Source organism: Nonomuraea sp. NPDC050022 (assembly GCF_044460705.1).
In the GTDB taxonomy this organism is placed as follows: domain Bacteria; phylum Actinomycetota; class Actinomycetes; order Streptosporangiales; family Streptosporangiaceae; genus Nonomuraea.
In genome coordinates this window covers 401,351-425,313 of record NZ_JBITKE010000010.1, presented here as the reverse complement: position 1 = coordinate 425,313, position 23,963 = coordinate 401,351, and the positions used below count along the sequence as shown (strand labels likewise).

Sequence of the window (23,963 nt, the reverse complement as noted above, 5' to 3'; positions counted from 1 at the left end):
GGGATTAAGGCTGTCGTACGCCGCTTGCAACAGACTTGTAGAACACTTGCCATATCCATCGCAAAAGGGTCAGCGCGCTGTCAGTCGTGCTCGGCGGCGGCGGGTACGACATCACCCTCATGCGGAGCCACCCTGCGGACGACCACGGTGCTGATCCGGTTACGGCGCCCGGCGAGGCTCTCGGCCGTCAACTGGAGCCCGGCCATCTCCGCCTGAGAGCCCGCGATCGGCACCCGGCCCAGCGCGTGGGCGAGCAGCCCGCCGACGGTCTCGACGTCGTCGACCTCGATCTCGGTGTGGAACAGCTCGGCTAGCTCGTCGACCGGCATCCGGGCCGTCACCCGGAGCCCGCCGTCGGGCATGGTCTCGACGCGGGGCGCCTCCCGGTCGTATTCGTCGGCGATCTCGCCCACGATCTCCTCGAGCACGTCCTCGATCGTGACCAGGCCGGCCGTCCCGCCGTATTCGTCGATGACGATGGCCAGGTGGATCTGCCTGGCCTGCATCTCGCGCAGGAGCTGGTCGATCGGCTTGCTCTCGGGGACGTAGGTGGCCGGGCGCATGATCGACTCGACCTTCTCCTCACCGCCGTCCTCCCCCGAGTCCGACTCGTGCACCCTGCGGGTGACGTCCTTGAGGTAGGCGATGCCGATGACGTCGTCCTCGTTCTCACCCACGACGGGGATGCGGGAGAAGCCGCTGCGCAGCGCCAGCGACAGCGCCTGGCTGAGCGTCTTGCCCCGCTCGATGAAGACCATGTCGGTGCGCGGCACCATGACCTCGCGTACGAGCGTGTCACCCAGCTCGAAGACCGAGTGGATCATCTCCCGCTCGTCGGGCTCGATCATCCGCCGTTCCTCGGCCAGGTCGACCAGGTCGCGCAGCTCCGCCTCGGAGGTGAACGGGCCGTCGCGGAACCCCTTGCCGGGGGTCAGCGCGTTGCCGAGCAGGATGAGCAGCTTGGGCAGCGGGCCGAAGATCCGGGTCAGGCCGTAGACGATGGGGGCGCTGGCCAGCGCGATCGGCTCGGCGTGCTGGCGGCCGAGGGTGCGGGGCGAGACGCCGACGATCACGTAGCTGACCACGATCATGACGGCGGCCGCGCACACGTACGCCCAGCCCTGGTCGTGCATCAGGTCGATGAACAGCAGCGTCGCGATCACCGTGGCGATCAGCTCGCAGCTCAGCCGGAGCAGGAGCAGCAGGTTGAGATAGCGCGGCGGGTCGTTGACGATGGCCCGCAGCCGCTCGGCGCCACGCCGCCCCTCGCGCACGAACTCCTCCGCACGCACCCTGGAGATGCGCGTCAGTGCCGTTTCCGCACTGGCGATCAGGCCACCGATCACCACGAGGGCGATGGCCAGAGGCAACCAGGCGTTCACCGCGGGCTGCGCACCTCCCGCCACGACTCGAGGAGCCGGGCCTGCAGGCCGAACATCTCCTTGTGCTCCTCAGGCTCGGCGTGGTCGTAGCCGAGCAGGTGGAGGATGCCATGCGTGCACAGCAACTCCAGCTCCTCCTGCGCGCTGTGACCGGCCTCCTCCGCCTGCCGGGCGGCCACCGGCGGGCAGAGCACCACGTCGCCGAGCAGCGCCGGGTCGGCGGCGATGTCGGCGTCGCCGCGCGCCCCGCCTCCCGGTCGCAGCTCGTCCATGGGGAAGGCGAGCACGTCGGTCGGACCCGGCTCGCCCATCCACTTCTCGTGCAGCTCGGCCATCGTGCGCTCGTCGATCACCACGATCGACAGCTCGGCGAGCGGGTTGATGCCCATCTCACCCAGCACGTGCGTGGCCAGCTCGACCAGGCCCTGCTCACCGACCTCGGCGCCCGACTCGTTATTGATCTCGATGCTCAACGTCTTTTCCCCCGATGCTGGATCTGCTTCGGCTCCTGAAGCGCGTCGTAGCGGCCGTAGGCGTCGACGATCTCGCTCACCAGCTTGTGGCGGACCACGTCGGCGCTGGTCAGCCGGGAGAAGTGGATGTCGTTGATGCCATCGAGGATCTCCTGGACCACCCGCAGGCCGCTGACCGTGCCCGAGGGCAGGTCGACTTGCGTGACGTCACCGGTCACCACGATCTTGGAATTGAAGCCGAGCCTGGTCAGGAACATCTTCATCTGCTCGGCCGAGGAGTTTTGCGCCTCATCTAGGATGATAAAAGCGTCATTAAGCGTGCGACCGCGCATATATGCGAGCGGTGCCACCTCGATCGTGCCCGCCGCCATCAGCTTGGGGATCGACTCGGGGTCCAGCATGTCGTGCAGCGCGTCGTACAGGGGGCGCAGGTAGGGGTCGATCTTCTCGTAGAGCGTGCCCGGTAGGAAGCCGAGCCGCTCCCCCGCCTCCACGGCGGGCCGCGTCAGGATGATGCGGTTGACCCGCTTCTCCTGCAGCGCGCGTACGGCCTTGGCCATCGCGAGATAGGTCTTGCCGGTGCCCGCCGGACCGATGCCGAACACGACCGTGAACTGGTCGATGGCGTCGACGTAGCGCTTCTGGTTGACGGTCTTGGGCCGGATCGTCCGGCCGCGTGAGGACAGGATGTCGAGCGACAACACCTCGGCCGGGCGGTCGGACGTCATGCGCAGCATGGCGATGCTCCGCTCGACCGCGTCGGCGGTCAGCTCGCCGCCATTGCGCAGCACCTCGACCAGCTCCTCGAACAGGCGCACGACGGCGCCGCTCTCGTCAGGGCTGCCGGTGACGGTGATCTCGTTGCCACGCACGTGGATGTCGGCCCTGAACGCACCCTCGATGACGCGCAGCAGCTCGTCACGGGAGCCCAGGAGGCTGACCATTGGGTATTCGTCCGGTATCAGCACCTTGGCTTGAGTGCGCGAGGGAGGTGCCGTTCTTCGGGATTCATGTAGTTCGGACATGGGCAGGCCAGCGGCCTGATGCCTCCCGGTCTGTTCGGATGTACTTCTCCGCCCATCGTAGCCGGGACCAGGCTGATTGCTCGCGCCAATATCACCGCGGCGGATCAGCCGGGCGGCCACCGCAGATCACGCCCGCCGAGCACGTGGGCGTGCACGTGGAAGACCGTCTGCCCGGCGCCCGGCCCGGTGTTGAAGACCACCCGGTAACCGCGCTCGGCCACGCCCTCCTGCACGGCCACGGCGTGCGCGGTCTTGAGCACGTCGTCGGCCAGGCCGTCGTCGGCCTGGGCCAGGGCGGCCGCGTCGGCGTGGTGCTCCTTGGGGATGACCAGCACGTGCGTGGGCGCCTGCGGGTTGATGTCGCGGAAGGCCAGCGCCCGGTCGTTCTCGAGGACGATCTCGGCCGGGATCTCCTTGGCCACGATCTTGCAGAAGAGGCAGTCGGTCACAGGCAGCACCCTACCCACAGGGCTCGCCCTCCTCGGTCCTGCCCAGCTTGGCCGCCTCCAGTTCGTCGGCGATGATCCCGATGTCGCGAAGAGTGGGCTCCTCCGCGGCGAAGAGGTACTTCGTCACGCAGGCCCTGAACACCTCGCTGAACCGGGTGTAGTGCTCCAGCTTGGGCCGCGTGGCCGTCGGCAGCGACTCCTTGATCGCGGTGGCCAGTCGCTGGAGGTCGTCGCGTGTCGGCGGGGTGCCCGTCTCGCGCGCGTCGGCCTCGGGGCAGGCGGCCACGTCCTCGTAGGCGGCCTCGACGACCGGGGCGTAGCCGCCGCAGGCGAACAGCTGCCGCTGGTTGTCCGGCTGGAGGAGGTATTTCACGAACTTGAGGACGCTGTCGTACTTGGTGGATCTGGCGGTGATGGCGAGGTTCGAGCCGCCGAGCGTCGCGGGGCCGGGCAGCTTCGACAGCTTGAACGGCGTTCTGCCGTCGGTGATCAGCTGCAGATCCGCGTACGGCCAGTGCCGAAGGTATCCCGCACCCCCGTCGGCGAAGGCGGCCAGGCTCTCGGCCTCCTTGTCCTTCCAGGAGTCCCCCAGCGTCTGGTCGCTCTGCCACTGCCGCATCCACCGCAGCGCGGCGAGCGCCCGCCGGTCGTTGGGCGCCTGGTCGAGGACGATCTCGCCGTCGTCGTCCACCACGGTGGCGCCATAGGCGCGGAGCAGTTCGAGCAGCCCCACGGTCCGGCCCTCGAAGTCGGCGAGCTGCGCCAGGTAGCCGCCGCGGCGATAGGTGGCGCCGGCCTGGCGGGCGGCGGGCCAGAGCTGGTCCCAGCTCGTCGGCTCCGGCAGGTCGGCCCTGCGGTACAGCAGCCCCACGTCCACCGCGAACGGCAGCGCGTACTGCTTGCCGTCCCACTGACCGCTCTCGCGCGCCTGGCGTACCAGCCCCGAGGGGACGTCCTCGGGCCGGATCTCGCTGAGCAGGCCGGCCGCGGCGAACTCGGCCGTCGAGGCCATGTCGATGATCAGCAGGTCGTACGCCTGGCACGGGTCGGCCTGGGCGGCGGCCAGCATCTCGTCGCGCTTGAGGTCGGCCACCCTGGAGATCTCGATCATCTGGACGAGCGGGCCCTTCCAGCGGCGGATCAGCTCCCTGCGCGCGCCGCCGACGCTCACGTCATCGCCGGTGGCGACCCTGATCACGTCGTCGTCCACGCACTGCTCCGCGGGCGCCGGACGCTCCTTGACGCCGACCACGCCGAGCGTGAGCAGCACCCCGGCCGCCGCGCCCACGGCCGCGGCCCGCCATCGCCGCGCGGTCACGGGCTCTCCCGCCACAACTCCGTCAGCTCCTTGTCGACCTCGTCGACCTGGTCCTGGTACGGCGTCGCGGCCTCGGCCCGGCTGATGGGCGCGCACTTGACGACCTCGCCGGCGGCCTTGACCAACCGCGCGATGTGATCGGCGTCGCACCGCTGCTCCCCGGTGAGCAGCAGCCGTACCCTGAGCCCCTTCACCTTCCGCAGGGCGGCCACCGTACGGCCGAGGTCGCCCGCCTGGTGACCGCCGTCGGTCAGCATGACCACGACCGGGTTGGGGGTGTCCGCGAGCAGGGGCGCCGCCCGCGCCAGCACGTCCCCGAGCGGGGCGTCGCGCCCGTGTACGGCCAGCGTCCCCAGCCGTCCGGCCACCTGAGCCGAGCCCGTCACCAGGGTCTCGCCGATCTCGCCGGAGTCGGAGAAGGTGGCCAGCCGGACTGTGTCGCGGCCCTCGCGCAGCCGCCTGAGCAAGGTGCTGGCCCCTGAGCTGGCCCGCTGCAGCGCGGTGCCGCCGGTGATCGGATTGCCCATCGAGCCCGACGCGTCTACCAGCAGCAGGAACGACGTCTCCGGATGCGCCTTGCCGAGGCGGTCGATCAGCCGGGCCGGTTCGACGGTGGCCGGTTCGGCGCTGTCGGCCTGTCCTGAGTCGAGCTCTTTGCCGAGCGGCATGGGTTCCTTGCGGTCGGACACGCCCGCCGAGTCGCGGTAGCCGTAGGGGGCGAGCTTGTCCTGGGCGAGCCAGTCGTGGAAGTCGATCACCGCCCGTTCGCGCGCGTCGTTCCACTGATCGGCCCACTTCAGCCGGACGTAGCGGTAGCTGAGGGTGGGCAGTCCGTCGAGCCGGTGCCAGGACAGGCCGGCCGTCTGCCGCCCCGGAGCGCAGGCGCCCAGGTCCTGGTGGTTGTTGACCGCGTAGACGAGGTGCTCCGGCACGATCATGGCGAGCGATTCCTTGACGGTGTCGAAGCGGTCGCGGGCGTAGCAGAGGAGGCTGGCGGCGTCGGAGAGCGGGAGGTTCGGCGGGGTGTAGGCCATCTCGTCGGAGATGTCCTTGGAGGTGTCGGCGCCGTAGAGCCCGGCGCTGGCGATGAGCCCGATCTCCGACAGGTCGGCTCGTGGCCTGGCCAGGGGTGCCCCGACGCTCTCCAGCCAGGCCCGCATCCCGGGCAGGTCCGTTGGCGGGGACTGCGTGCCCAGCCGCGCCTCCAGCGCGGGCGTGAACGCCACCAGCAGCGCGGAGGTGGCCACCGGGGTCATCCGGTCGAAGGTGACCTGGCCCAGGTTGGCGAACGCCTGGCGGAGATATTCCTCGGTGGCCGCGCTGGAGGGGATCCAGATGTCGGGGTGGACCGCGATCAGCGCGCGGTAGGTGCTGCTGTTCCAGGAGGCGGGGTCGTTCCACTCCTTGTTGGCGGCCTGGGACATGGTGGCGAGCGGCGGCTGGGGGGTCACGGAGAACCGCACGCGCGGGCAGCCGCGCAGGTCGGCGCTCTCGTCGGCGTAACGGCGGCCGGCCGCCTGGAGGGCGGCCACGTTCTCGGCGGAGGTGAGCACCCGCAGCTCCAGCGGCTGGTCACAGGGGGTGGAGAGCGCCCAGCCCAGTCCGATCCGTACGAGCGGCCCGCCCTGCAGGACGAGCACCACCGCGAGCACCCCGGCGACGAACCCGAGTGCCCCGGCCGTCAGCGGCCCGGTGCGCCGGCTCACCCACTCCACGGCGGCCCTGACCAGCAGGGCGACGAACACGATCAGCCGCCACACCCCGCCGAAGAACGCCCGCAGCAGGGTGCCGAGCCACGCGACGGCCGTCCCGACGGGGCCGAGCCGGGCGCCGAGCAGGACCACCACCACGAGCACGGTCAGGACCAGGATCACCAGGGAGGCCACGATGAACACCACGCGCCCGGCCGCGCCACCGCCCAGCAGTGGCGCCGCCACCGCCCCCAGGAAGGCCCATAGTGGCGTCACGATGGCAGCCACGTCCTTCAACCGCTCGCTCCGAGCGGCCGGGGCGGCTCTGCGGGGTGACTGGGGGCGCCGCATTCTCCCTCGATCCTAGATCGGCCGGAATCTGCTGTCTCCGTTGCGAATCGGTAATCCGCCGTGCCGTGCGTCCGAAGATCCTCGCGGTTAGGGTTAGTGTGCGAGACTGCCGAAAAACAAGACGATTCAGGGTCGGGCGAAGCCACCTGGCGAGGACACGACTGGCTAATGCCCTCTAAGGAACCGCAAGAGCGTAAACCCTCCGGGAAGGCTGCGCGTCCCAATGATGTGACCACCGAAACCCTCTTGGCCGACAGGTCGCTGGGGGCGGTGCCGGTCGGGTGGGACGCCGACATGGCCGTGACCGCGCTTTACAGTGCGCACTTTCGGTCATTAGTGCGTCTCGCTGTGTTGCTGGTGCGAGACATGGCAACCGCGGAAGAAGTCGTGCAGGACACGTTCGTCGCCATCCATGGCGCATGGCGTAGACTGCGCGATCCCGACAAAGCACTTGCCTACCTGCGGCAATCCGTCGTCAACCGGTCCCGTTCCGTGCTGCGTCACCGCGCGGTCGTCGAGAAGTACGCGCCCAAGGGCCTGCCCGATGCTCCGAGCGCCGAGAACGGCGCGATCGGCGAGCTCGAACGCACTGCCGTCATCGAAGCGCTAAGGTCCCTGCCAACACGTCAGAGAGAGGCACTCGTCCTTCGCTACTACGGTGATCTGTCCGAGGCTGAGATCGCCCACGCCATGGGCATCAGCAAGGGTGCGGTCAAGAGCCACACAGCTCGTGGCATGGCCGCCTTGCGATCCGTCCTGGAGAAAATGTCATGACCCAGTCCCCCGACGAGTACGGCGACGTCCTGCGCCGTGTGCTCCGAGCGGAGGCGGACACGGTCGTGCCCTCGCCGGAAGGACTGGAGATCATCCGCGCCCGCATCGAGCGGCGCGGGGTGCGCAACCTGTTCTGGTGGCGAGCGGGCGCCGCCGCCGCCAGCGCGCTGCTGGTGGCGGGCACGATCGTGATGGTCGTCCCCGAGTTGCGCCACAAGGTCATGCAGCAGGACACCATCGAGCCGGTCAAGGACACCAGGTCCAAGCCGCCGTCCAACTCCTCGACCAGCCGGCCGGCCTCGCCGAAGCCGAGCCCGCCGGCGGACGATCCGCCCGCCGTGGTGCCCGCCCCGATCACCTCCGCGCCGTTGCCCGCCTCGGAGACCGCCAAGTCCACCAGCAAGCCGACGCCCAAGGCGACACCGACTCCCACGTGCCCCACTCCCACGACGCCCACCGAGGAGCAGCCGCCGGAGGACTGCCCCACGGACGAGGCGACGCCCACACCGACGCCTACGCCGACCCCCACGCCGTCGGACACGAGCATGCCCGGCGGGCCCTGCCCGCTCGAGGAGTGCCCACCGACCGACATCGACACGACGCCCGGCACCTTCGCCAGCCCGCTCGGCGGCACCCCTCTCGCGACCACACCGTGAGCGGCTGAGAGCTCACCAGCGTCCGGTACGCGCCAGGAGTACGGCCGCCGCCGCCACCCCCGCCGTCGAGGTACGCAGCACCGTCGGGCCGAGCAGCACCGGCACCGCCTTCGCCGCCTTGAACCCGGCCAGTTCCGCGTCCGAGACGCCCCCTTCGGGCCCCACCACGACGACGATGTCGCCCCCGGCGGGCAGCGTCACGCCCGACAGCGGCTCGGCGGCCTCCTCGTGCAGCACCAGACCGAGCGCCGCGCCGCCGAGCAGCGCCTCGACCCCGGCCGTGGCCACCGGCGCGGCCACCTCCGGCAGATGGAACCTGCGCGCCTGCTTGCCCGCCTCCCGGGCCGTCGAACGCCACTTGGCCAGCGACTTGGCCGCCCTGTCGCCCTTCCACTGGGTGACGCTGCGAGCCGCCGCCCAGGGCACGATCACGTCGACGCCCGCCTCGGTCATCATCTCGACGGCCAGCTCGCCCCTGTCGCCCTTGGGCAGCCCCTGGACGACGACCAGCCTGGGCTCGGGCGGCGGCACCTCGTAGCGGCCCAGCACGTCGAGTCTGAGCGCGTCCTTCAACGCCTCGCGTACGACGCACTCGGCGACCGTGCCGGCGCCGTCCGTCAGGTCGATCCGCTCTCCGGCGCGCAGGCGCCGGACCGAGGCCGCGTGGCGCCCTTCAGGACCGTCGAGGACCAGCTCCGGCCCGGTGCGGTCAGCGAGGCCGTCGGCCAGGAATACCGGCACGGTCACCGGCGATCACCCCAAAGATTTTCACGTTCAGTAGCCATAGGATCACGAAACGATTAAGGTTGGCCGCGATCGCACCTTCCTGAGGTCACTCTACGAGGGGTCCAGAGCGATGACCGTTCCGTCCAGGAACACCCGCCGCGCGCGGCGCTGGCCGTGCGCACTGAAGACCCGGCTGACCGTCCTGCTCACCGTCCCTGCCACGATCGCCCGCGCGGCGCCGCGCCGGCTCGCCGGGAAGGCCCCGGACACGACGGGGCCCGCGGCCGAGGAGCCCCACCGGCCCGCCACCGGCCGCCCGCGCCGCCCGCCCGATCCCGTGGCCGTACGCGACGTGCTCCGCTCGGCCCTGAGCGCGGCCGGGTCGGGCCGCGCGGTGCTGGGGGAAGTGGACGACGCCCTGCTCAGGGGCACCGCCGTCGCCGAGATCGCGCATCTGGTGACCGAGTTGGTCGACAACGCGCTGACCTGCTCTGCGCCCGACACCGAGGTGGAGATCCGGGCCAGCACCCGCGAGGGCGAGTGCCACATCGCGATCGTCGACCAGGGCGTGGGGATGACCGAGGGAGAGCGCGCCGCCGCGAACGCCCGGCTGCGTGGCGAACGGCGCTTCTTCGCCGCCCCCACCCGCTACCTCGGCCACTACGTGGTGGGCAGGCTGGCCGAGCGGCTCGGCGTGCGCGTGTGGCTGGACGAGTCGCCGCCACACGGCATCACCGCCCGGGTGGCCCTCCCGGGCGAGCTCCTGGTGCCCTCACGGGTCACCGGCCGCTGAACGCGTCCGTTCAGCGGCTGTTGAACGCGTCCGTTCAGCGGCCGTTGAACGCGTCCCGCAGCCGCGAGAAGAACCCCTGCTGCCCGGGGGCGAACTTCCCGGGCGGCCGCTCCTCGCCACGCTGCTTGGCCAGCTCGCGCAGCAGCCCCTCCTGCGCCTCGTCGAGCCGCAGCGGAGTCTCCACGTTGACGTGGATGAGCAGGTCGCCGCGGCCCGTCTCGTTGAGCCGCTGCACGCCCCTGCCGTACATCGTGATGACCTGGCCCGACTGCGTGCCCGGCCGCACGTCGACCTCCTCGGAGCCGTCGAGCGTCTCCACGGCGAGGTTGGTGCCGAGCGCGGCGGCCGTCATCGGGATCTGGACCGTGCAGTGCAGGTCGTCGCCGCGCCGCTCGAAGATCTCGTGCGGGCGCTCGACGATCTCCAGGAAGAGGTCTCCGGGCGGGCCGCCGCCGGGGCCGATCTCGCCCTCACCGGCGAGCTGGATGTGCGTGCCGTCCTCGACGCCCGCGGGGATGCGGACCTTGATCGTACGGCGGGTGCGCACGCGGCCGTCACCCGAGCACTCCTGGCACGGGTGGCGGATGATCGTCCCGAAGCCGCCACACTGGGGGCACGGCCTGGAGGTCATGACCTGACCCAGGAACGACCGGGTGACCTGGGAGATCTCGCCGCGTCCGTTGCACATGTCACAGGTGTCGGGGTGGGTGCCGGACGCGGCGCCCGCCCCCTGGCAGACCTCGCAGAGCACGGCCGTGTCGACGACCAGCTCGCGGGTGGTGCCGAAGGCGGTCTCGCTCAGGTCGAGCTCGACGCGGATGGTCGCGTTGCGCCCTCTCCTGGCCCGCGAACGGGGCCCGCGGGCGCCACCGGCCGTGCCGAAGAAGGCGTCCATGATGTCGCTGAACGGGAAGCCCGCGCCGAAGCCGGCCGCTCCCTGACCCGCGCCGGCGCCGCCGAAGGGGTCGCCGCCCAGGTCGTACATCTGACGCTTGTTGGCGTCGGACAGCACCTCGTAGGCCTGCGTGATCTCCTTGAACCGCTCCTGGGTCGCGGGGTCCGGATTGACGTCGGGATGGAGTTCGCGGGCAAGCCTGCGGTAGGCCTTCTTGATCTCTTCCTGACTGGCGTCACGGCGCACCCCGAGGGTGGCGTAGTAGTCGCTGTTTGCCACTTATCGACCTCTTATGATGCAGCCAGGATTTGGCTGACGTAGCGTGCCACCGCGCGCACGGCGCCCATCGTCACGGGATAGTCCATCCGCGTGGGGCCTAGCACGCCTAGCCGAGCCAGTTCGTTGTCGCCAGAACCGTACCCGGTTGCGACGATCGACGTGCCACGGAGGAACGGGTTCTCCGAGCCGATGCGCACGGTGAGCGTGGACGGGGTGTCTGTGGAAGTCTCGCCGAGCAGCCGCATGAGCACGACCTGCTCCTCCAGTGCTTCGAGCACGTCGCGCAGCCCGGTCGAGAAGTCGGCCCCGGCGAGGTTGGCCGCACCGGCGAACACGATCTTCTCATCGTGGCGCTCGACCAGCGTCTCGAGGAGCACCGACAGGATAGTGGCCACCACGGGACGGTCCTCGACGGGCAGCCGTTCGGGCAGGTCGGCGACCTGATCGGGGACGTTGAGCAGGCCGCAGCCGTCGAGGGAGGCGTTGAGCACCGCGCGCAGGTGCGCGATGCGGGTGTCCTCCACCACTTCGGGCAGCTCGACCACCCGCTGCTCGACGCGGCCCGTGTTGGTGATCAGCACGAGCATGATCCGCCGGTCGTGCAGGGGCACGAGCTCGACGTGCCTGACCGTCGAACGGGTCAGCGTCGGGTATTGCACGACCGCGACCTGCCGGGTGAGCTGCGCCAGCAGCCGCACCGTGCGGGTGACCACGTCGTCGAGGTCGACCGCGCCGGCGAGGAACGTCTCGATCGCCCGGCGCTCCGCCCCGGACAGCGGCTTGACCTGCGAGAGCCGGTCGACGAACAGGCGATAGCCCTTGTCCGTCGGCACGCGGCCCGCGCTGGTGTGCGGCTGGGTGATGTAGCCCTCCTCCTCCAGGGCGGCCATGTCGTTCCTGACCGTCGCTGGGGAGACCTTCAGGTTGTGGCGTTCGGCGAGCGCCCTGGAGCCCACCGGCTCGTTGGTGGACACGTAGTCTTCGACAATGGCGCGGAGCACCGCCAGCTTCCGATCGTCGAGCACGCGCTCACCTCCTACCTCTGCCTTTCAGGAAACGACAGGTCTAGCACTCTGTGTTCCCGAGTGCCAAGTGTACGGCTCCCGCCCACAAGGTGCGATAACACCGGAGCTAGCGAGTGGCCGCCCATAGGGCGCACACTGGCCGATATGACCGATGACTCCCAGCCCCCCTCCTACGGTCCGCCGCCGGGACAGGGTCCGTACCAGGGGCAACCTCCCCAGTTCGGCCCGCCGCCGCCCCAATATGGTCCGCCGCAATACGGCCAGCAGTACCCCCAGCCCGGCCCCTACGGGCAGCAGCAGCCGTACCAGCCCGGACCTTACGGCACGCCGCAGCGTTTCGGCCCTCAGGTTGACCCGAAGTTGATCAGACCGCGATTGCGGTGGATCGCGGTCGCCTGGGGACTGGCCCTGCTCGCCGGTCTGGCCGGGGTGGGAGTGTTCGTCAGCGGCATCCTGAACACGGTGGGCGCGGTGGCCCCGTCCAAGACGTTCACGGCGGGCCAGAGCGTCACCGTGCCGCTGGACCCGGTAGAGAAGCCGGTGGTGTACCTCGCCAGTGAGAGCCAGGTCCACTACATGTGCCGGATCGACGGCGGTCCCGGCCAGGCCAAGCTCGCCAAGACGTCGGGCACCGAGCGGGTCACCGTCAACGGCACGCAGTGGCAGCTCATCCTCGTGGTCAACGCGCCGGCCAAGGGCGACTACCAGTTCACCTGCACGACCCAGGAGCCGACGAACGTGCGCTTCGGAGTCGGCCGCGACTTCGCCGCCGCCGCGGGTGGGCTGGTGGGCGGTGTGGCGGCGCTGGTGGTGATCCCGGGTCTGGGCGTGCTTGCCGCCGTCATCACGACGATCATGGTGGTGACCCGGCGCAGCTCTCATCGCAAGCGCCTTGCGGCGGGCGGGTGATTTGCTACGGTCCCCGTGTGTACGACGGCGATGTTCTAGCGGGAAATTGGCGGCGGCCGGGCAAGGGCAAGATCCCACAGGTGCCCGCCGAACTCGATCTGGTCGTGGAGGACGCCGAGAGCGGCTTCTGCGGCGCCGTGGTGGCCTGCGACAAGGAGGCCGTCACGCTGGAGGACCGCTTCGGCAAGCGCCGCCTGTTCCCGTTCGCGCCCGCCGCGTTCCTGCTGGACGGCAAGGTCGTGACGCTCGTACGGCCGGCCGCCCCGGGGGTGTCGAGCCCCAGGCGGAGCGCGTCCGGCTCGATAGCCGTCGAGGGCCTGCGGGCCAGGGTGGCCAAGGAGAGCCGCATCTACGTGGAAGGCGTGCACGACGCCGCCCTCGTGGAGAAGATCTGGGGCCACGACCTCCGGGTGGAGGGCGTCGTGGTCGAGTACCTGGAGGGCGTGGACGACCTGCCCGCGATCGTCGCCGAGTTCGGCCCGTCGCCGGAGCGTAGGCTGGGCGTGCTGGTAGACCATCTCGTACCGGGCTCCAAGGAGAGCCGGATCGCCGCTCAGGTGACCTCACCCCACGTGCTCGTCGTGGGCCATCCCTACGTGGACATCTGGCAGGCGGTCAAGCCCTCCGTGCTGCGGATCCCGGCCTGGCCGGACGTGCCGCGCGGGGTGCCGTGGAAGGAGGGCGTGATCGCCGCCCTCGGCTGGCGGATGGAGCCGGCCGACGCGTGGCGGCGGATCCTCGGCGCCGTCTCGGCATTCACGGACCTGGAGCCCGAGCTGCTCGGCCGGGTCGAGGAACTGATCGACTTCGTTACGGAGGCACCATGAGCCAGGATCCCCCGCAGCCGCCGCCGGACGATGATGCGACGCGGCGCATCTCGCAGTCGGACATCAACCCCGAAACCCCTCAGCAACCGGAGTACGGCGCCCAGCCCGGATCGGGTCCGACGCCTGGGTATGGCGGCCAGCCTGGATCTGGTCCCGCGCCCGAATATGGCGGCCAGCCCGGATCGGGTCCCGCGCCTGAATATGGCGACCAGCCCGGATACGGAGCTCAGCCCGGCTCCGGTCCCGCGCCTGGGTACGGCGGCCAGCCTGGCCCCGGTCCGACGCCCGGGTACGGTTCCGGGCCTCAGGGCGGTCCTGGGTCGGGGCCGCAACCTGGTTACGGTTACGGGCAGCCTGGATCCGGTGGCTATGGGCAGCCTGGTTCTGGTGCCTACGGACAGCCTGGTTCCGGCGGCTACGGCCAGTCGCCCGGTTACGGTTACGGGCAGCCGCCCACGCCGCAGCCCGGCTACGGCTACGCGGCCCCGCAGCAGCGTCCGCCACACGTCCCCGGCGTCTACGGTCCGCGGCCGGGCAGCGACGACACCACGATGGCCATGCTGGCCCACCTGCTCGGCCTGCTCGTCTCCTGGATTGGCCCACTGATCATCTACCTGATGAAGCGGGACGAGTCACCCTATGTCCGCGACCAGTCGGCCGAGGCGCTGAACTTCCAGATCACGATGTTCATCGGCTACGTCGTCGCGGGCCTGCTGACGGTCGTCCTGATCGGGATCATCCTGTTCCCCATCATCTGGATCGTGTCGCTGATCTTCCACATCCAGGCCGCCGTCGCCGCCAACAAGGGCGAGAACTACCGCTACCCGATCGCCATCCGCATGGTCAGCTGAGCCGATCGCGTACCAGAGTCGGCTGAGCAGATCCCGTACCAGGGCAATGTTCAGCCGAGCAGATCGCGTACCAAGGCATCGGCCAGGAGCCGGCCGCGCAGGGTGAGCACCAGCCGCCCCACCTTGAACGGCTCCGGCTCCAGCAGGCCGTCGCCCAGCGCCACCGCGACGGCCGTACGCGCGCCCGGAGCCACATCGGCGACCGGATAGCCGGAGGCCAGCCGGAGCTCCAGCATCAGCCGCTCGGCGTCGCGGTCGTCGTCGGCGAGCACTTCGCGCGCGTGCGCGGGCGAAGTGCCCGCGGCCAGGCGCTGCGCGTAGGCGGCCGGATGCTTGACGTTCCACCAGCGGGTGCCGCCCACGTGGCTGTGCGCGCCGGGGCCGACCGCCCACCAGTCGCCACCGGTCCAGTAGAGCAGGTTGTGCCGGCACCGCGCGTCGTCGTCCGTGGCCCAGTTGGACACCTCGTACCAGCGCAGGCCCGCCTCCGCCAGCAGCGCGTCGGCGATCTGGTAGCGGTCGGCGGCCACGTCGTCGTCGGGCATCGGCAGCTCGCCGCGCCTGATCCTGGCGGCCAGCCGCGTGCCGTCCTCCACGATCAGCGAGTAGGCGGAGACGTGGTCGGGCTCGGCGGCGATCGCCGCCTCCAGCGACGCCCGCCAGTCGTCGTCGGACTCGCCCGGCGTGCTGTAGATCAGGTCCAGGTTGACGTGCTCGAAACCGGCCTTCTTGGCCTCGTGTACGGCCTGCGCCGCCCGGCCGGGCGTGTGCTGCCGGTCGAGCACCTTGAGCACATGCTCCCTGGCGCTCTGCATGCCGAAGCTGACCCGGTTGAAGCCGCCGTCCAGCAGCCTGCCGAGGTAGGCCGGGTCGACCGACTCGGGATTGGCCTCCGTGGTCACCTCGGCGCCCGCCTTGAGCCCGAACTCCGCGTCGATCGCGCCGAGGATCCGGCCCAGGTCTTCCGCAGGCAGGAGGGTGGGCGTGCCGCCCCCGAAGAACACGGTCTCGACCGGAAGCTCCACGTCACCGAGGACGCGTCGTGCCAGCCGTACCTCCTCGATGGCCGTGTCGGCGTAGTCGCGGTGCGAGGCACCGGGGCCCAGCTCGGCGGCGGTGTAGGTGTTGAAGTCGCAGTAGCCGCAGCGCGTCACACAGAACGGGACGTGCACGTAGAAGCCGAACGGACGCTCGCCGAGACCGCGCAGCGCGCTCTCGGGCAGGTCGCCGGACGGGGGCGCGGGGTCGCCGTCAGGCAAGGTGGATGGCACGACTCCAGTGTGCCCGTTGCCATTGACTGCCTGATCCAGCGGCTCTACGATCCGTGAAACTTATAGGAAAGTTTCCTAATTGGGGATCGCCTGGTGAAGACGAAGATCCTGATCGCGCTCTCGCTCCTCCTCGGTCTCTCAGCGGTCGCGGTGCCCGCCGAGGCCCATACCGGCTTCAAACGCGTCGCCTACTTCATCCAGTGGGGCGTCTACGGCCGCAACTACCACGTCAAGGACGTCGAGGCCAGCGGCGCCGCCGCCAAGCTGACCCACCTCAACTACGCCTTCGGTTTCGTCAACGCCGAGGGGACCTGCTACTCGGCCGATCCCTGGGCGGACTGGCAGCGCCCCGTACCGGCCGAGCAGAGCGTGGACGCCGTCGCCGACGCGCCCGGACAGGCCCTGAACGGCAACCTCAACCAGCTGCGCAAGCTCAAAGCCAAGCACCCGGGACTGAAGGTGCTGATCTCGCTGGGCGGCTGGACCGGGTCCCGCTACTTCTCCGACGCCGTCCTCACCCCCGAGTCCCGGGCGAAGCTGGCGCAGTCGTGCGTCGACCTGTGGCTGCGCGGTGACCTGCCGGGACTGGCGGCGGGCACGGGGGCCGGCGTGTTCGACGGCATCGATCTCGACTGGGAGTGGCCCGGTTCGTCCGGTGCCGATGGGAACGTCATCAGACCCGAGGACAAGCGGAACTTCACCCTCTTCGCGGCGGAGCTGCGGTCGCGGCTGCGGGCGTTCTCCACGTCGACGCAGCTGACGGCCTTCCTCCCGGCCGCCGCCGCCAAGATCGACGCCGGGTACGAGGTGCGGCAGGTGTTCAGGCAGCTCGACTTCGCCACGGTCCAGGGATACGACCTGCGGGGCAACTGGGAGCCCCAGACGGGCCACAACGGCAACCTGCTGACGGACCGCCGCGACCCCAACCCGATCCGGTACAGCGTCGACCAGACCGTACGCGACTACCTGTCACGCGGCGCGCCCGCGAGCAAGATCGTGGTCGGCGTCCCCGCGTACGGCCAGGGCTGGACCGGGGTGACCGCCGGCGGCGACGGCCTGTACAAGCCCGCCACCGGCCCCGCACCGGGCAAGTGGGGTCCGGGGACGGAGGACTACAAGGACCTGGCGACCAAGCCCGGCAAGCGGTACCGGGACCTGCGTACGGGGACGTTGTGGCTGTATGACGGGAACGAGTTCTGGTCGTACGACGATCCGGCGGTGATGCTGCAGAAGGCGGCCTACATCCGGCTCAAGGGGCTGGGCGGGTCGATGATGTGGTCAATCGACCAGGACGACTCGCGCGCCTCGCTGACGTCGGCGCTGTACTCGGTGCTGCGGTGATCACAACGCTGCTCGCAAGGTGCGGTTGATCGTGGTGTGCGGGCGTGCTTCCCGCCGCGCCGCACACCGCCTTCGCATCTGATCCGCAGTCCGCACCCTCGCCTCGCGCCGCAGCTGCCGTCCGTGCTCGCGTCGCGCCCGGATACCGCCTGCCCGTCAGAGGCCACGGATGCCACGGATGCCACGGATGCCGCGAATCGAGCCGAGCTCACGAACGCCGCGCATTCGCCAGGGGTCACGGATGCCACGAGTCGGACGGAGCTTATGGAGCGTCTTTGAGGACCCGCTCCGCGATCCGGTCCCATCGGGGGCGTAGCCCGGCACGGCCGGCAGTCGGCGCATCAGCTCCCGATCCCCGTGATAGGCCGGAAACGACGACCGATCCACCGCCCATGCTCTCCACCCCAGGGTGGAGATCCAGGACTCAACCCCCAGTCCGATCCGCCGCCACACCGCTCCTCCCTACCGTCAGACCCATGGATCCCCTGCTGAGCGCGCTGCTCATCCCCGCCGTCGTCATCTTCGTCGTCTACCGGCAGATGATGACCCGCCCCACCGCCAGAAACGGCATCGTCTACGTCTCGGCCGCCCTGGTCGCGCTGGGCCTGCTGACCGGTGGCCTCATCGACACCACCCACCTTGCCCTCAGCCTGGCCCTCGTGGCCGTGGAGGCCATCGCCGCCGTGGTCTTCGGTGCCGTCCGAGCCGCGACCGTACGCGTCTGGATGGACGAGGCCGGGGTGACCTGGTCGAAAGCCACCCCCTTGACTCTTCTGGCCTGGCTGGCCTCGGTCGCGAGCCGCGTGGGCCTGTATTTCGCCGGCACCGCCCTCGGCCTGGGCGTCTCGACCTCCGGCATCCTGTTCTTCGTCGGCCTTACCATCGGCGCCCAGGCCCTGCTCGTCGCCCGTCGCGGCCGCGCCCTTTCCGGTACGACCGTGCGGGCGGATAATTTCGTGGAGTGATGCCTGACCCGTCAAAGATCGTCCCCTTCGTCCTGCGGTTGGGGGCGATCGTGGTGTTCGTATGGGCACAGATACGGGCCAAGCCCACGCTTGGTTTGACCGGCACCAGCTTGACGGTCACCACACTGACCTCGGCCATAGTGATCATGCTGCTCGTCGTCCAACTCCCCCTGACCCGCAAGACGTCCACACTCCGACAGGACCACAAGTCCCCGCATCCCTCACCGCCGCCGCGGCCCAATCCGGCTCAGCGGCGAGGGCGCGGTCCTGCTCGGCCTCGACGCGGGCAAGCTCGACCGGCTCTTCCAGTCGCGGCCCGACCACCTCAGGACCAAGTGATGCCCCGACCACCGCTGGACCACGTGGAGTCACGCCCGTCCGAGCCCTTCGGTGTGTCGCGAAAGGGAGCCGCGTTCGGCGTACTGGTCAGAGCGATCACCTCCCGTGCGTCCCGCATCACGATCGCGGCCCGCCAGTCCGTCAGAGCAGTCGCGGCCCGACCTCCCATCGCGGCGATCACGTCCCGGGCGCCGGTCATGGCAATCGCGCTCGGCTTGTCGGTCGTTCTCGCGATCATCCTCGACGCGGTGGTCGACGGCGGTCCGGCGCTCGCCGTACTGCTGTACTGCCTTGGCATAGCGGCGGTCCGGCTGCCGCTGCGCCACTCGGTGCCCATCGGCGTTCTGGCCGTCGGCGGGCTGCTCGTGGAGGGGGCGATCTACGGGCGGCTGGGTCGCGATCTCAGCCTCATCCTCAGTGCCTGCCTGGTGTTCTTGGTGGCGTACTCGGTCAAGGAACGCCGGGCGGCCAGAGCCGCCGAGGCCCGCGAGGCCGTACTCGCCGAAAGGGCACGGATCGCCAGAGAGATTCACGACATCCTCGCCCACTCGCTGTCGGCGCAACTCGTACACCTGGAGGGCGCCAAGCTCCTGCTCCGCGCCGACAAGACCGACGAAGCGCTCGACCGCGTCGTCCGCGCACGCGACCTGGCCAAATCCGGGCTCGAAGAGGCCCGGCGTGCGGTCTCGGCCCTGCGCGAAGATTCGCCCGCCCTTCCGCAGGCGCTTCGGACGCTGGCGGAGGAGTTCCAGGCGACCACCGACCGGGCGTGCACGCTGCACGTCTCAGGCACGGAACACCGCCTGCCCCCGGAGACGGAGCTCGCCCTGCTGCGCACCGCCCAGGAGGCCCTGACGAATGTACGGCGCCACGCTCCCGGCTCTCCGGCCACGATCAGACTGGTGTACGAGCCCGGCTCATGCGACCTCCGCATCACCAACCCCGCCGGAGCCGAGCGAGGCACACCTGGGGGAGGATATGGCCTCGTGGGCATGCGCGAACGAGCCGAACTTCTCGGCGGCACCCTGTCAGCGGGCGAGACGAGCGACGGTTTCCGAGTCCACCTGCGAGTCCCGTCATGACTCCCCTCACGACCAACGACCCCGCATCCGCTCACGGATCCCCGCTCGACCCCCCCTCACTTCCCGCGGCTTCCGCGTCCATCTGTGGACCCCTCATGCCCCCACGCGACCAACGGTCCGGCTAACCTCCTCCCGTGGGCAGTGACCAGATCATGAGCGTCAGGGTCGTGGTCGTCGATGACCAGTCGGTCGTCCGTGAGGGGTTGGTCCTGCTGCTCGGCCTCCTGCCGGGGATCGAGGTGGTCGGCTCGGCGGGGGACGGTGAGGCGGCGCTCCGCCTGGTCGTGGAGCAGCGGCCCGACGTGGCGCTGATGGACCTCCGGATGCCGCGCATGGACGGCGTCGAGGCCACCCGCCGCATCCGCACCGAGCACCCGGACACCCAGGTGGTGGTGCTCACCACGTATGCGGACGACGAGTCGGTCTTCGCCGCGCTCAGAGCGGGGGCACGCGGCTTCCTCACCAAGAGCGCCGACTCGGACGAGATCGCCACGGCCATCGCCACCGTCGTACGCGGTAACGCCCAGCTCGACCCCACCGTCCAACGCCGCCTCCTCGATGCCATGACCGCTCCCGATGGAGGCCGACCCCCTGGTGGGCGACCTGATCCCGACCCGGACGCACAGCCTGACCTCGCCGATAGCCCCGCCGCTCTCCGGCAGCCTCCCCTGCCGTCCCCTGGCAGGCCGGACGCGACAATCGAACGGCGCACTCCCGGCAGCGCGGACACGGCTACGAGCACCGGCGACGAAGCGCTCGCCGGCGCACGCGACGGCCTGACGCCACGCGAGGTCGACGTGCTGCGGCTCATCGCCGACGGCTTGTCGAACAGCGAGATCGCCACCCGCCTCTTCATCAGCGAGGCCACCGTCAAGACCCACATCAACAACCTCTTCGCCAAGGCCCGTCTGAGAGACCGCGCGCAGGCCGTCACGTACGCGTACCGCCGCGGTCTCGTCCGCCCGGACCCGTGACCTCCATGTGGTTGAGCTGGGACTCGTCATCAAAGCCTGCCAGTTGTAAGACCGTCTCCAGCGCGGCCTGGCGGATCTCCTCGACCGAGCCGCCGCGTTCGCCAAAACAGTCGGCGGCCACATCGAGCACGGCCACCACCACGGCCGCATCCGGATAGGGCACGTCGACCAGGACGGTGCCGTCACCCGCCGCCTCGGCCGGCACCGCGTGGAGCCTCAGCAACCGCCGCATCTCCTCCGCCACGGCGACCCCCAGAACAGCAGCACGCTCGAATTGCTCAGCGGCAATCATGCCACCCTCCTATCGCACAGGTGTTCGGACAGCAAGGTAGCGGGCGCCACCGACAGAATCCCCGGCGTACACGGGGAACCAGGGCTGTGGACTCGCGGGCGGTCGGCCGGACGCCGACATGGAGCGGGCCAACGAGCTGCTGAAGGCGGCGCCTGGCGAGGAGACGCCAGATTACCTGCGGTTCTACGGCTGGTCGTTCGCGGACGCCGAAACGGCCTCGCCCCCGTCCGACGCCCAACGGCGCGCCGCTGGGCGTTATTGAGCTTATGCAGCGTTCCGCGTGAACTGCTGGTTCTGCCCGCTGCCGCAGGTGTACTGGATCAGGCGGGTGCCGTCGGCGGTGGAGTTGCTTGGGACGTCAAGGCATTTGCCGGAGTGGCGTGCGAGCAGTCGCACCCGGCCGCTGCCGGCGTCCTGTACCTGCCATTGCTGGTTCTGCCCGCTGCCGCAGGTCCACTGGATGATCCTGGCGTTGTTGGCGGTCGAGGCCGCATCCACATCGAGGCATTTGCCGGAGTGCCCGGCGACGATCTGGTAGTAGCCGGTGCCAAGGTCGCGGAACTCCCACCGTTGGTTGCTGCCGCCGTTGCAGCCGTATTGGGCGATCTCGGCCCCGTCCGCCGTGGACGCGCTGACGACGTCGACGCACTTGCCCGAGCTCGATGCCGTGAGGGTGACCATTCCGGGAGTGCCAGTCCCACCGTCGCCCCAGCCGTACCTGAGGTGCGCGGCGCCGGTGGCGTTGCGGATGCTCAAGGTCAGGTTGGTGCCGCTGCCTTGGAGCGCGAACATGGAGTAATGGTCGTAGCCGTTCCCGCTGTTCTTTCCCCCGAGCGCCGGCCAGTAGACAGAACCCATGTGCAGGTCCCGCATGGAATCGGTGTCCGCGCGGAAGTAGCGGACGAAGTTGTTGGTGCTGCTCGCGTCGTTGTAATTGAGGCCGAGGTCCATCTGAGCGCCGAACTCGGTCGTGACCGCGCGGGAGGCGCAGGTGCCCAGCCGCTCGCGGAAGCTCTGGACCCAGCCGGCATAGTCCTTCTCGCCGTAGAAGAAGGCGTAGTGGTGATAGGACAGCAGCGTTCCGCTGAGGCGGTTGTCGGCACATACCGGCCTGACGTCCTGGCTGTAACCGGTGCCGCCCACGAGGATCCGGCCCCTCGGAATGGACGAGCGGGCGTTGATCCACGAGGCGGCGAGGTTGGTCCACTCGGAGGCGCTGTAGCCGTGGGGTTCATTCATCGGCTCGAAGTAGACCAGGTCGTTGGAGCCGTACTGGGCGGTCACGGTGTTCCACATCGCGTTGAAGGCGGCCATGTCGGTTATCCGGCCGCCTGAGGCCGCGGCGTCCTCCCAGTAGGCGAGGATTACTTTGAACCCCCTGGCGGTAGCGGCGTCGATGGTGCCGCGGTAGGCGTTCCACCACGACGAACCGACGGTGTGGGTGTTGACCGGTAACCGCACGGTGTTGACGCCGAGCTGGCTCTCGAACCCGTTGTAGATGGCGTCTGCCTTGGCCTGGACGGTCGCGTAGCTGTCGGATTGGGTCAGCCCATCGAGGACGAGCGGGCCTCTGACGAAGTTGTCGCCGGGTACGGCCCAGTTCACCCCCCTGAACTGGCTGGTGTCGGCGCTGGCCGGTTGGGCGCTCGCGAGGGCGACTACCGGTACCAGGGCCAGCGCGCTCAGAACGCTGAGCAGGATTCGGCGGAGGGGATGCGGGTGGTTTGTCACGGTGTTGCCCCAATCTCGCGGTGCGTGTTACCGATGGGCTGAAGGGCCGGGACGAGGTGGGCGGCCACGATCGGCGCCAGCTTCGCCGCGATCGCGCGGTGCCCGAGATCGTTGGGGTGGACGGCGTCGGAGAGGCCGTCCTGGGGCACCCAGCCGTCCGTGTTGATGAAGAAGACGTTTCGATCACCGGCGTCGTTGACGGTCTGCACCGCGGCCTGGGTCTGCGGGACATACCGCCCCCGGAAGGTCTTCAGGGCCAGGATCGCGGCGTTCGGGTACTTGCCACGGATCGTGTGCAGCAGCCCGACATAGGAGCTTTGGAACTGGGTCGTGGACACCCCGTGGCCGACGTCGTTGGTGCCCAGGTTGATCACGACCACGCCCGCCTGGTATCGGGTGAAGTCGTAGTCGGCCGCCCCGTCGGCGGCGCTCACCTTCACGAAGCGCTGGTCCAGGCCGACGCAGCCGTCGGCGGTGCTCACCAGGCAGGCGCCGCCCTGGGCGACCTGCATGTGGTCCAGGCCGAGCTGCTCACCGACCAGCCAGCCGTACGCGGTGAGCGCGTTCTTCGAGGTGGTGGTGCCGACGGTGATAGAGTCCCCGACGAACTCCACCATGCCGCGGGATGGTTCGGCGGGGAGTGTGCGCGCGCCCAGGTCGAGCACCAGCCCCTGGAAGACCGCGTCCCCATGGTAGGAGCCGGCCACTACGCGGTAGGACACGCGCAGGCTGTGGTTGCCCGCCGCCAGCGGTGTCGGAGTCAGGTTCACCGTGCCCTGCCCGCCTTGCAGGTAGACGTCGGGGCCGCCGTCGATGCTGTAGTAGAGGTCGATGGTGTTGCGCTGCTTCAGCTTGACGGTGGTGCCGGTGAACCCGGTCTTGAGGTAGGCCCCGGCCCAGCCCGGGACGTAGGCGGTGCTGTTGCGGGTGTCCCAGCGGCCGATGAAACGGATGTTCGGATCGGTGGGCGAGCCGTCCCCGGCGCCTGTCGCGACCTCGACATAATCGATGTTCCCGAGTCCGCCGGCGGTGGTCGCGGCGAGCCGTACGGTGGCGGTTCCCGCGTTCAGCTGCACCGGCAGGCTCATGGTCGCCCAGACGTCCCACGCGCCAGTGCCCTCGAAGCTGAGCCCGGACCGCACCGTCGTTCCGTTGACGCTGATGTCCGCCGGCCGGTTCGTTGTGGTGCCGTTGGCGTAGCGGATGGCCAGAGTGGCGGTGCCCGCGGTCGGTGTGCTGACGGTGAACTGCACGGCGCTGCCGACGGCGTTGGTGGTATCGCAGAAACCGCTACCGGAGTAGCCGGGGTGGTTGGAGGCTATGGCGCCGCCGCACACGGCAGGCCCGGACTCCACCTCGTACCGGGTCGTCGCGGCGTGCGCGCCTGTCGCGGACGCGATGAGAGCGCCGGCCAGTGCCGCCGTCATCGCCGTGAGTAATGAGATCTTCGGCACCCATTTCATCAAGGCTCCTGGGGGTGAGGGCATGCTGACGACGACTCGCCATCGGCGCAGGTCACGGTCTGGCGGCCCGGTGGTGCCGGG

23 protein-coding genes are annotated in these 23,963 nt (G+C 69.8%); 10 read left to right on the top strand and 13 right to left on the bottom strand.

Features of this window, described 5'->3' with window-relative positions:
* Positions 1–80: 80 nt before the first annotated feature.
* The 6 genes from ACIBO2_RS39930 to ACIBO2_RS39905 form a co-directional block, all read right to left on the bottom strand.
* Complete coding sequence (locus tag ACIBO2_RS39930; protein WP_358535554.1) at positions 81–1,382, bottom strand: hemolysin family protein; 1,302 nt, start codon at positions 1,380–1,382, stop codon at positions 81–83.
* Complete coding sequence (gene ybeY, locus ACIBO2_RS39925; protein ID WP_397303686.1) at positions 1,379–1,855, bottom strand: rRNA maturation RNase YbeY; 477 nt, start codon at positions 1,853–1,855, stop codon at positions 1,379–1,381. The genes ACIBO2_RS39930 and ybeY overlap by 4 nt, the downstream gene beginning before the upstream one ends.
* Entirely contained in the window at positions 1,852–2,880 is a 1,029-nt protein-coding gene (locus ACIBO2_RS39920) for a PhoH family protein (RefSeq protein ID WP_358535550.1), read from the bottom strand. Before ACIBO2_RS39920 ends, ybeY begins: the two co-directional genes overlap by 4 nt.
* Before the next feature lie 104 nt (positions 2,881–2,984).
* The gene (locus ACIBO2_RS39915; RefSeq protein ID WP_225291013.1) at positions 2,985–3,335 is read right to left on the bottom strand and encodes a histidine triad nucleotide-binding protein; all 351 of its coding nucleotides are present in this window, start codon (positions 3,333–3,335) and stop codon (positions 2,985–2,987) included.
* A 4-nt stretch (positions 3,336–3,339) separates the two neighbouring features.
* Entirely contained in the window at positions 3,340–4,647 is a 1,308-nt protein-coding gene (locus ACIBO2_RS39910; RefSeq protein ID WP_397303684.1) for an extracellular solute-binding protein, read from the bottom strand.
* Complete coding sequence (locus ACIBO2_RS39905) at positions 4,644–6,626, bottom strand: vWA domain-containing protein (RefSeq protein WP_358535546.1); 1,983 nt, start codon at positions 6,624–6,626, stop codon at positions 4,644–4,646. The genes ACIBO2_RS39910 and ACIBO2_RS39905 overlap by 4 nt, the downstream gene beginning before the upstream one ends.
* Before the next feature lie 357 nt (positions 6,627–6,983).
* On the opposite strand from ACIBO2_RS39905, the gene ACIBO2_RS39900 reads away from it, so the two are divergent.
* Both ACIBO2_RS39900 and ACIBO2_RS39895 read left to right on the top strand, forming a co-directional pair.
* Entirely contained in the window at positions 6,984–7,463 is a 480-nt protein-coding gene (locus ACIBO2_RS39900; RefSeq protein ID WP_214638568.1) for a SigE family RNA polymerase sigma factor, read from the top strand.
* A complete protein-coding gene (locus ACIBO2_RS39895) occupies positions 7,460–8,119 on the top strand; it encodes a hypothetical protein (protein WP_358535544.1) in 660 nt (219 codons plus the stop codon). The genes ACIBO2_RS39900 and ACIBO2_RS39895 overlap by 4 nt, the downstream gene beginning before the upstream one ends.
* A 12-nt stretch (positions 8,120–8,131) precedes the next feature.
* Here the strand turns inward: ACIBO2_RS39895 and ACIBO2_RS39890 are convergent, their stop codons facing one another.
* Positions 8,132–8,866 carry a 16S rRNA (uracil(1498)-N(3))-methyltransferase gene (locus ACIBO2_RS39890; protein ID WP_358535542.1) on the bottom strand — a complete coding sequence of 245 codons (735 nt, stop codon included), beginning with the start codon at positions 8,864–8,866 and terminating at the stop codon, positions 8,132–8,134.
* 109 nt (positions 8,867–8,975) lie between these two features.
* Between ACIBO2_RS39890 and ACIBO2_RS39885 the strand changes: the two genes are divergently transcribed.
* Positions 8,976–9,638, top strand: coding sequence for a sensor histidine kinase (locus ACIBO2_RS39885; protein ID WP_397303682.1), 663 nt, complete (start codon positions 8,976–8,978; stop codon positions 9,636–9,638).
* A gap of 34 nt (positions 9,639–9,672) precedes the next feature.
* Here the strand turns inward: ACIBO2_RS39885 and dnaJ are convergent, their stop codons facing one another.
* Both dnaJ and hrcA read right to left on the bottom strand, forming a co-directional pair.
* Entirely contained in the window at positions 9,673–10,812 is a 1,140-nt protein-coding gene (gene dnaJ, locus ACIBO2_RS39880; RefSeq protein ID WP_358535538.1) for a molecular chaperone DnaJ, read from the bottom strand.
* An 11-nt stretch (positions 10,813–10,823) separates the two neighbouring features.
* Positions 10,824–11,837, bottom strand: a complete 1,014-nt coding sequence (gene hrcA / locus ACIBO2_RS39875) for a heat-inducible transcriptional repressor HrcA (protein ID WP_357947237.1) — start codon at positions 11,835–11,837, stop codon at positions 10,824–10,826.
* Between the two features lie 144 nt (positions 11,838–11,981).
* Here hrcA and ACIBO2_RS39870 point away from each other — a divergent pair, with 144 nt between their 5' ends.
* The 3 genes from ACIBO2_RS39870 to ACIBO2_RS39860 are packed head-to-tail and all read left to right on the top strand — an operon-like array spanning position 11,982 to position 14,424.
* Positions 11,982–12,746 (top strand): hypothetical protein, encoded by a 765-nt coding sequence (locus ACIBO2_RS39870; protein ID WP_358535536.1) that lies wholly within the window; start codon positions 11,982–11,984, stop codon positions 12,744–12,746.
* A 17-nt stretch (positions 12,747–12,763) separates the two neighbouring features.
* A complete protein-coding gene (locus ACIBO2_RS39865; RefSeq protein WP_357947231.1) occupies positions 12,764–13,573 on the top strand; it encodes a DUF3097 domain-containing protein in 810 nt (269 codons plus the stop codon).
* Positions 13,570–14,424: a DUF4870 domain-containing protein gene (locus ACIBO2_RS39860; RefSeq protein ID WP_358535534.1), complete on the top strand. Its 855-nt coding sequence runs from the start codon at positions 13,570–13,572 to the stop codon at positions 14,422–14,424. Before ACIBO2_RS39865 ends, ACIBO2_RS39860 begins: the two co-directional genes overlap by 4 nt.
* Before the next feature lie 50 nt (positions 14,425–14,474).
* Here ACIBO2_RS39860 and hemW read toward each other — a convergent pair whose 3' ends face one another.
* The gene (gene hemW, locus ACIBO2_RS39855; RefSeq protein WP_358535532.1) at positions 14,475–15,695 is read right to left on the bottom strand and encodes a radical SAM family heme chaperone HemW; all 1,221 of its coding nucleotides are present in this window, start codon (positions 15,693–15,695) and stop codon (positions 14,475–14,477) included.
* 93 nt (positions 15,696–15,788) lie between these two features.
* Between hemW and ACIBO2_RS39850 the strand changes: the two genes are divergently transcribed.
* From ACIBO2_RS39850 to ACIBO2_RS39835, 4 genes are all read left to right on the top strand, one after another.
* Entirely contained in the window at positions 15,789–17,036 is a 1,248-nt protein-coding gene (locus ACIBO2_RS39850) for a glycoside hydrolase family 18 protein (protein ID WP_358535530.1), read from the top strand.
* A gap of 476 nt (positions 17,037–17,512) precedes the next feature.
* A complete protein-coding gene (locus ACIBO2_RS39845; protein WP_397303679.1) occupies positions 17,513–18,001 on the top strand; it encodes a hypothetical protein in 489 nt (162 codons plus the stop codon).
* Positions 18,002–18,339: 338 nt separating this feature from the next.
* A complete protein-coding gene (locus ACIBO2_RS39840) occupies positions 18,340–19,422 on the top strand; it encodes a sensor histidine kinase (RefSeq protein WP_358535526.1) in 1,083 nt (360 codons plus the stop codon).
* A 134-nt stretch (positions 19,423–19,556) separates the two neighbouring features.
* Positions 19,557–20,396, top strand: a complete 840-nt coding sequence (locus ACIBO2_RS39835; protein ID WP_358535524.1) for a response regulator transcription factor — start codon at positions 19,557–19,559, stop codon at positions 20,394–20,396.
* Here ACIBO2_RS39835 and ACIBO2_RS39830 read toward each other — a convergent pair.
* The 3 genes from ACIBO2_RS39830 to ACIBO2_RS39820 all read right to left on the bottom strand — a co-directional run bounded on the left by ACIBO2_RS39830 (position 20,353) and on the right by ACIBO2_RS39820 (position 23,882).
* Positions 20,353–20,688: a hypothetical protein gene (locus tag ACIBO2_RS39830; RefSeq protein WP_358535522.1), complete on the bottom strand. Its 336-nt coding sequence runs from the start codon at positions 20,686–20,688 to the stop codon at positions 20,353–20,355. The two genes, ACIBO2_RS39835 and ACIBO2_RS39830, sit on opposite strands and share 44 nt — an antisense overlap.
* Positions 20,689–20,952: 264 nt before the next feature.
* Entirely contained in the window at positions 20,953–22,419 is a 1,467-nt protein-coding gene (locus tag ACIBO2_RS39825; RefSeq protein WP_358535518.1) for an RICIN domain-containing protein, read from the bottom strand.
* Positions 22,416–23,882, bottom strand: coding sequence for a GDSL-type esterase/lipase family protein (locus tag ACIBO2_RS39820; RefSeq protein WP_397303675.1), 1,467 nt, complete (start codon positions 23,880–23,882; stop codon positions 22,416–22,418). The genes ACIBO2_RS39825 and ACIBO2_RS39820 overlap by 4 nt, the downstream gene beginning before the upstream one ends.
* Positions 23,883–23,963: the final 81 nt, after the last annotated feature.

Coding starts and splice junctions, on each gene's coding strand:
- ACIBO2_RS39895 (WP_358535544.1), top strand. CDS start 7,460: ATGACCCAGTCCCCCGACGAGTACGGCGACGTCCTGCGCCGTGTGCTC.
- ACIBO2_RS39885 (WP_397303682.1), top strand. CDS start 8,976: ATGACCGTTCCGTCCAGGAACACCCGCCGCGCGCGGCGCTGGCCGTGC.
- ACIBO2_RS39840 (WP_358535526.1), top strand. CDS start 18,340: ATGCCCCGACCACCGCTGGACCACGTGGAGTCACGCCCGTCCGAGCCC.
- ACIBO2_RS39820 (WP_397303675.1), bottom strand. CDS start 23,882: ATGAAATGGGTGCCGAAGATCTCATTACTCACGGCGATGACGGCGGCA.
- ACIBO2_RS39900 (WP_214638568.1), top strand. CDS start 6,984: ATGGCCGTGACCGCGCTTTACAGTGCGCACTTTCGGTCATTAGTGCGT.
- ACIBO2_RS39920 (WP_358535550.1), bottom strand. CDS start 2,880: ATGTCCGAACTACATGAATCCCGAAGAACGGCACCTCCCTCGCGCACT.
- ACIBO2_RS39845 (WP_397303679.1), top strand. CDS start 17,513: ATGGATCCCCTGCTGAGCGCGCTGCTCATCCCCGCCGTCGTCATCTTC.
- ACIBO2_RS39870 (WP_358535536.1), top strand. CDS start 11,982: ATGACCGATGACTCCCAGCCCCCCTCCTACGGTCCGCCGCCGGGACAG.
- ACIBO2_RS39860 (WP_358535534.1), top strand. CDS start 13,570: ATGAGCCAGGATCCCCCGCAGCCGCCGCCGGACGATGATGCGACGCGG.
- ACIBO2_RS39830 (WP_358535522.1), bottom strand. CDS start 20,688: ATGATTGCCGCTGAGCAATTCGAGCGTGCTGCTGTTCTGGGGGTCGCC.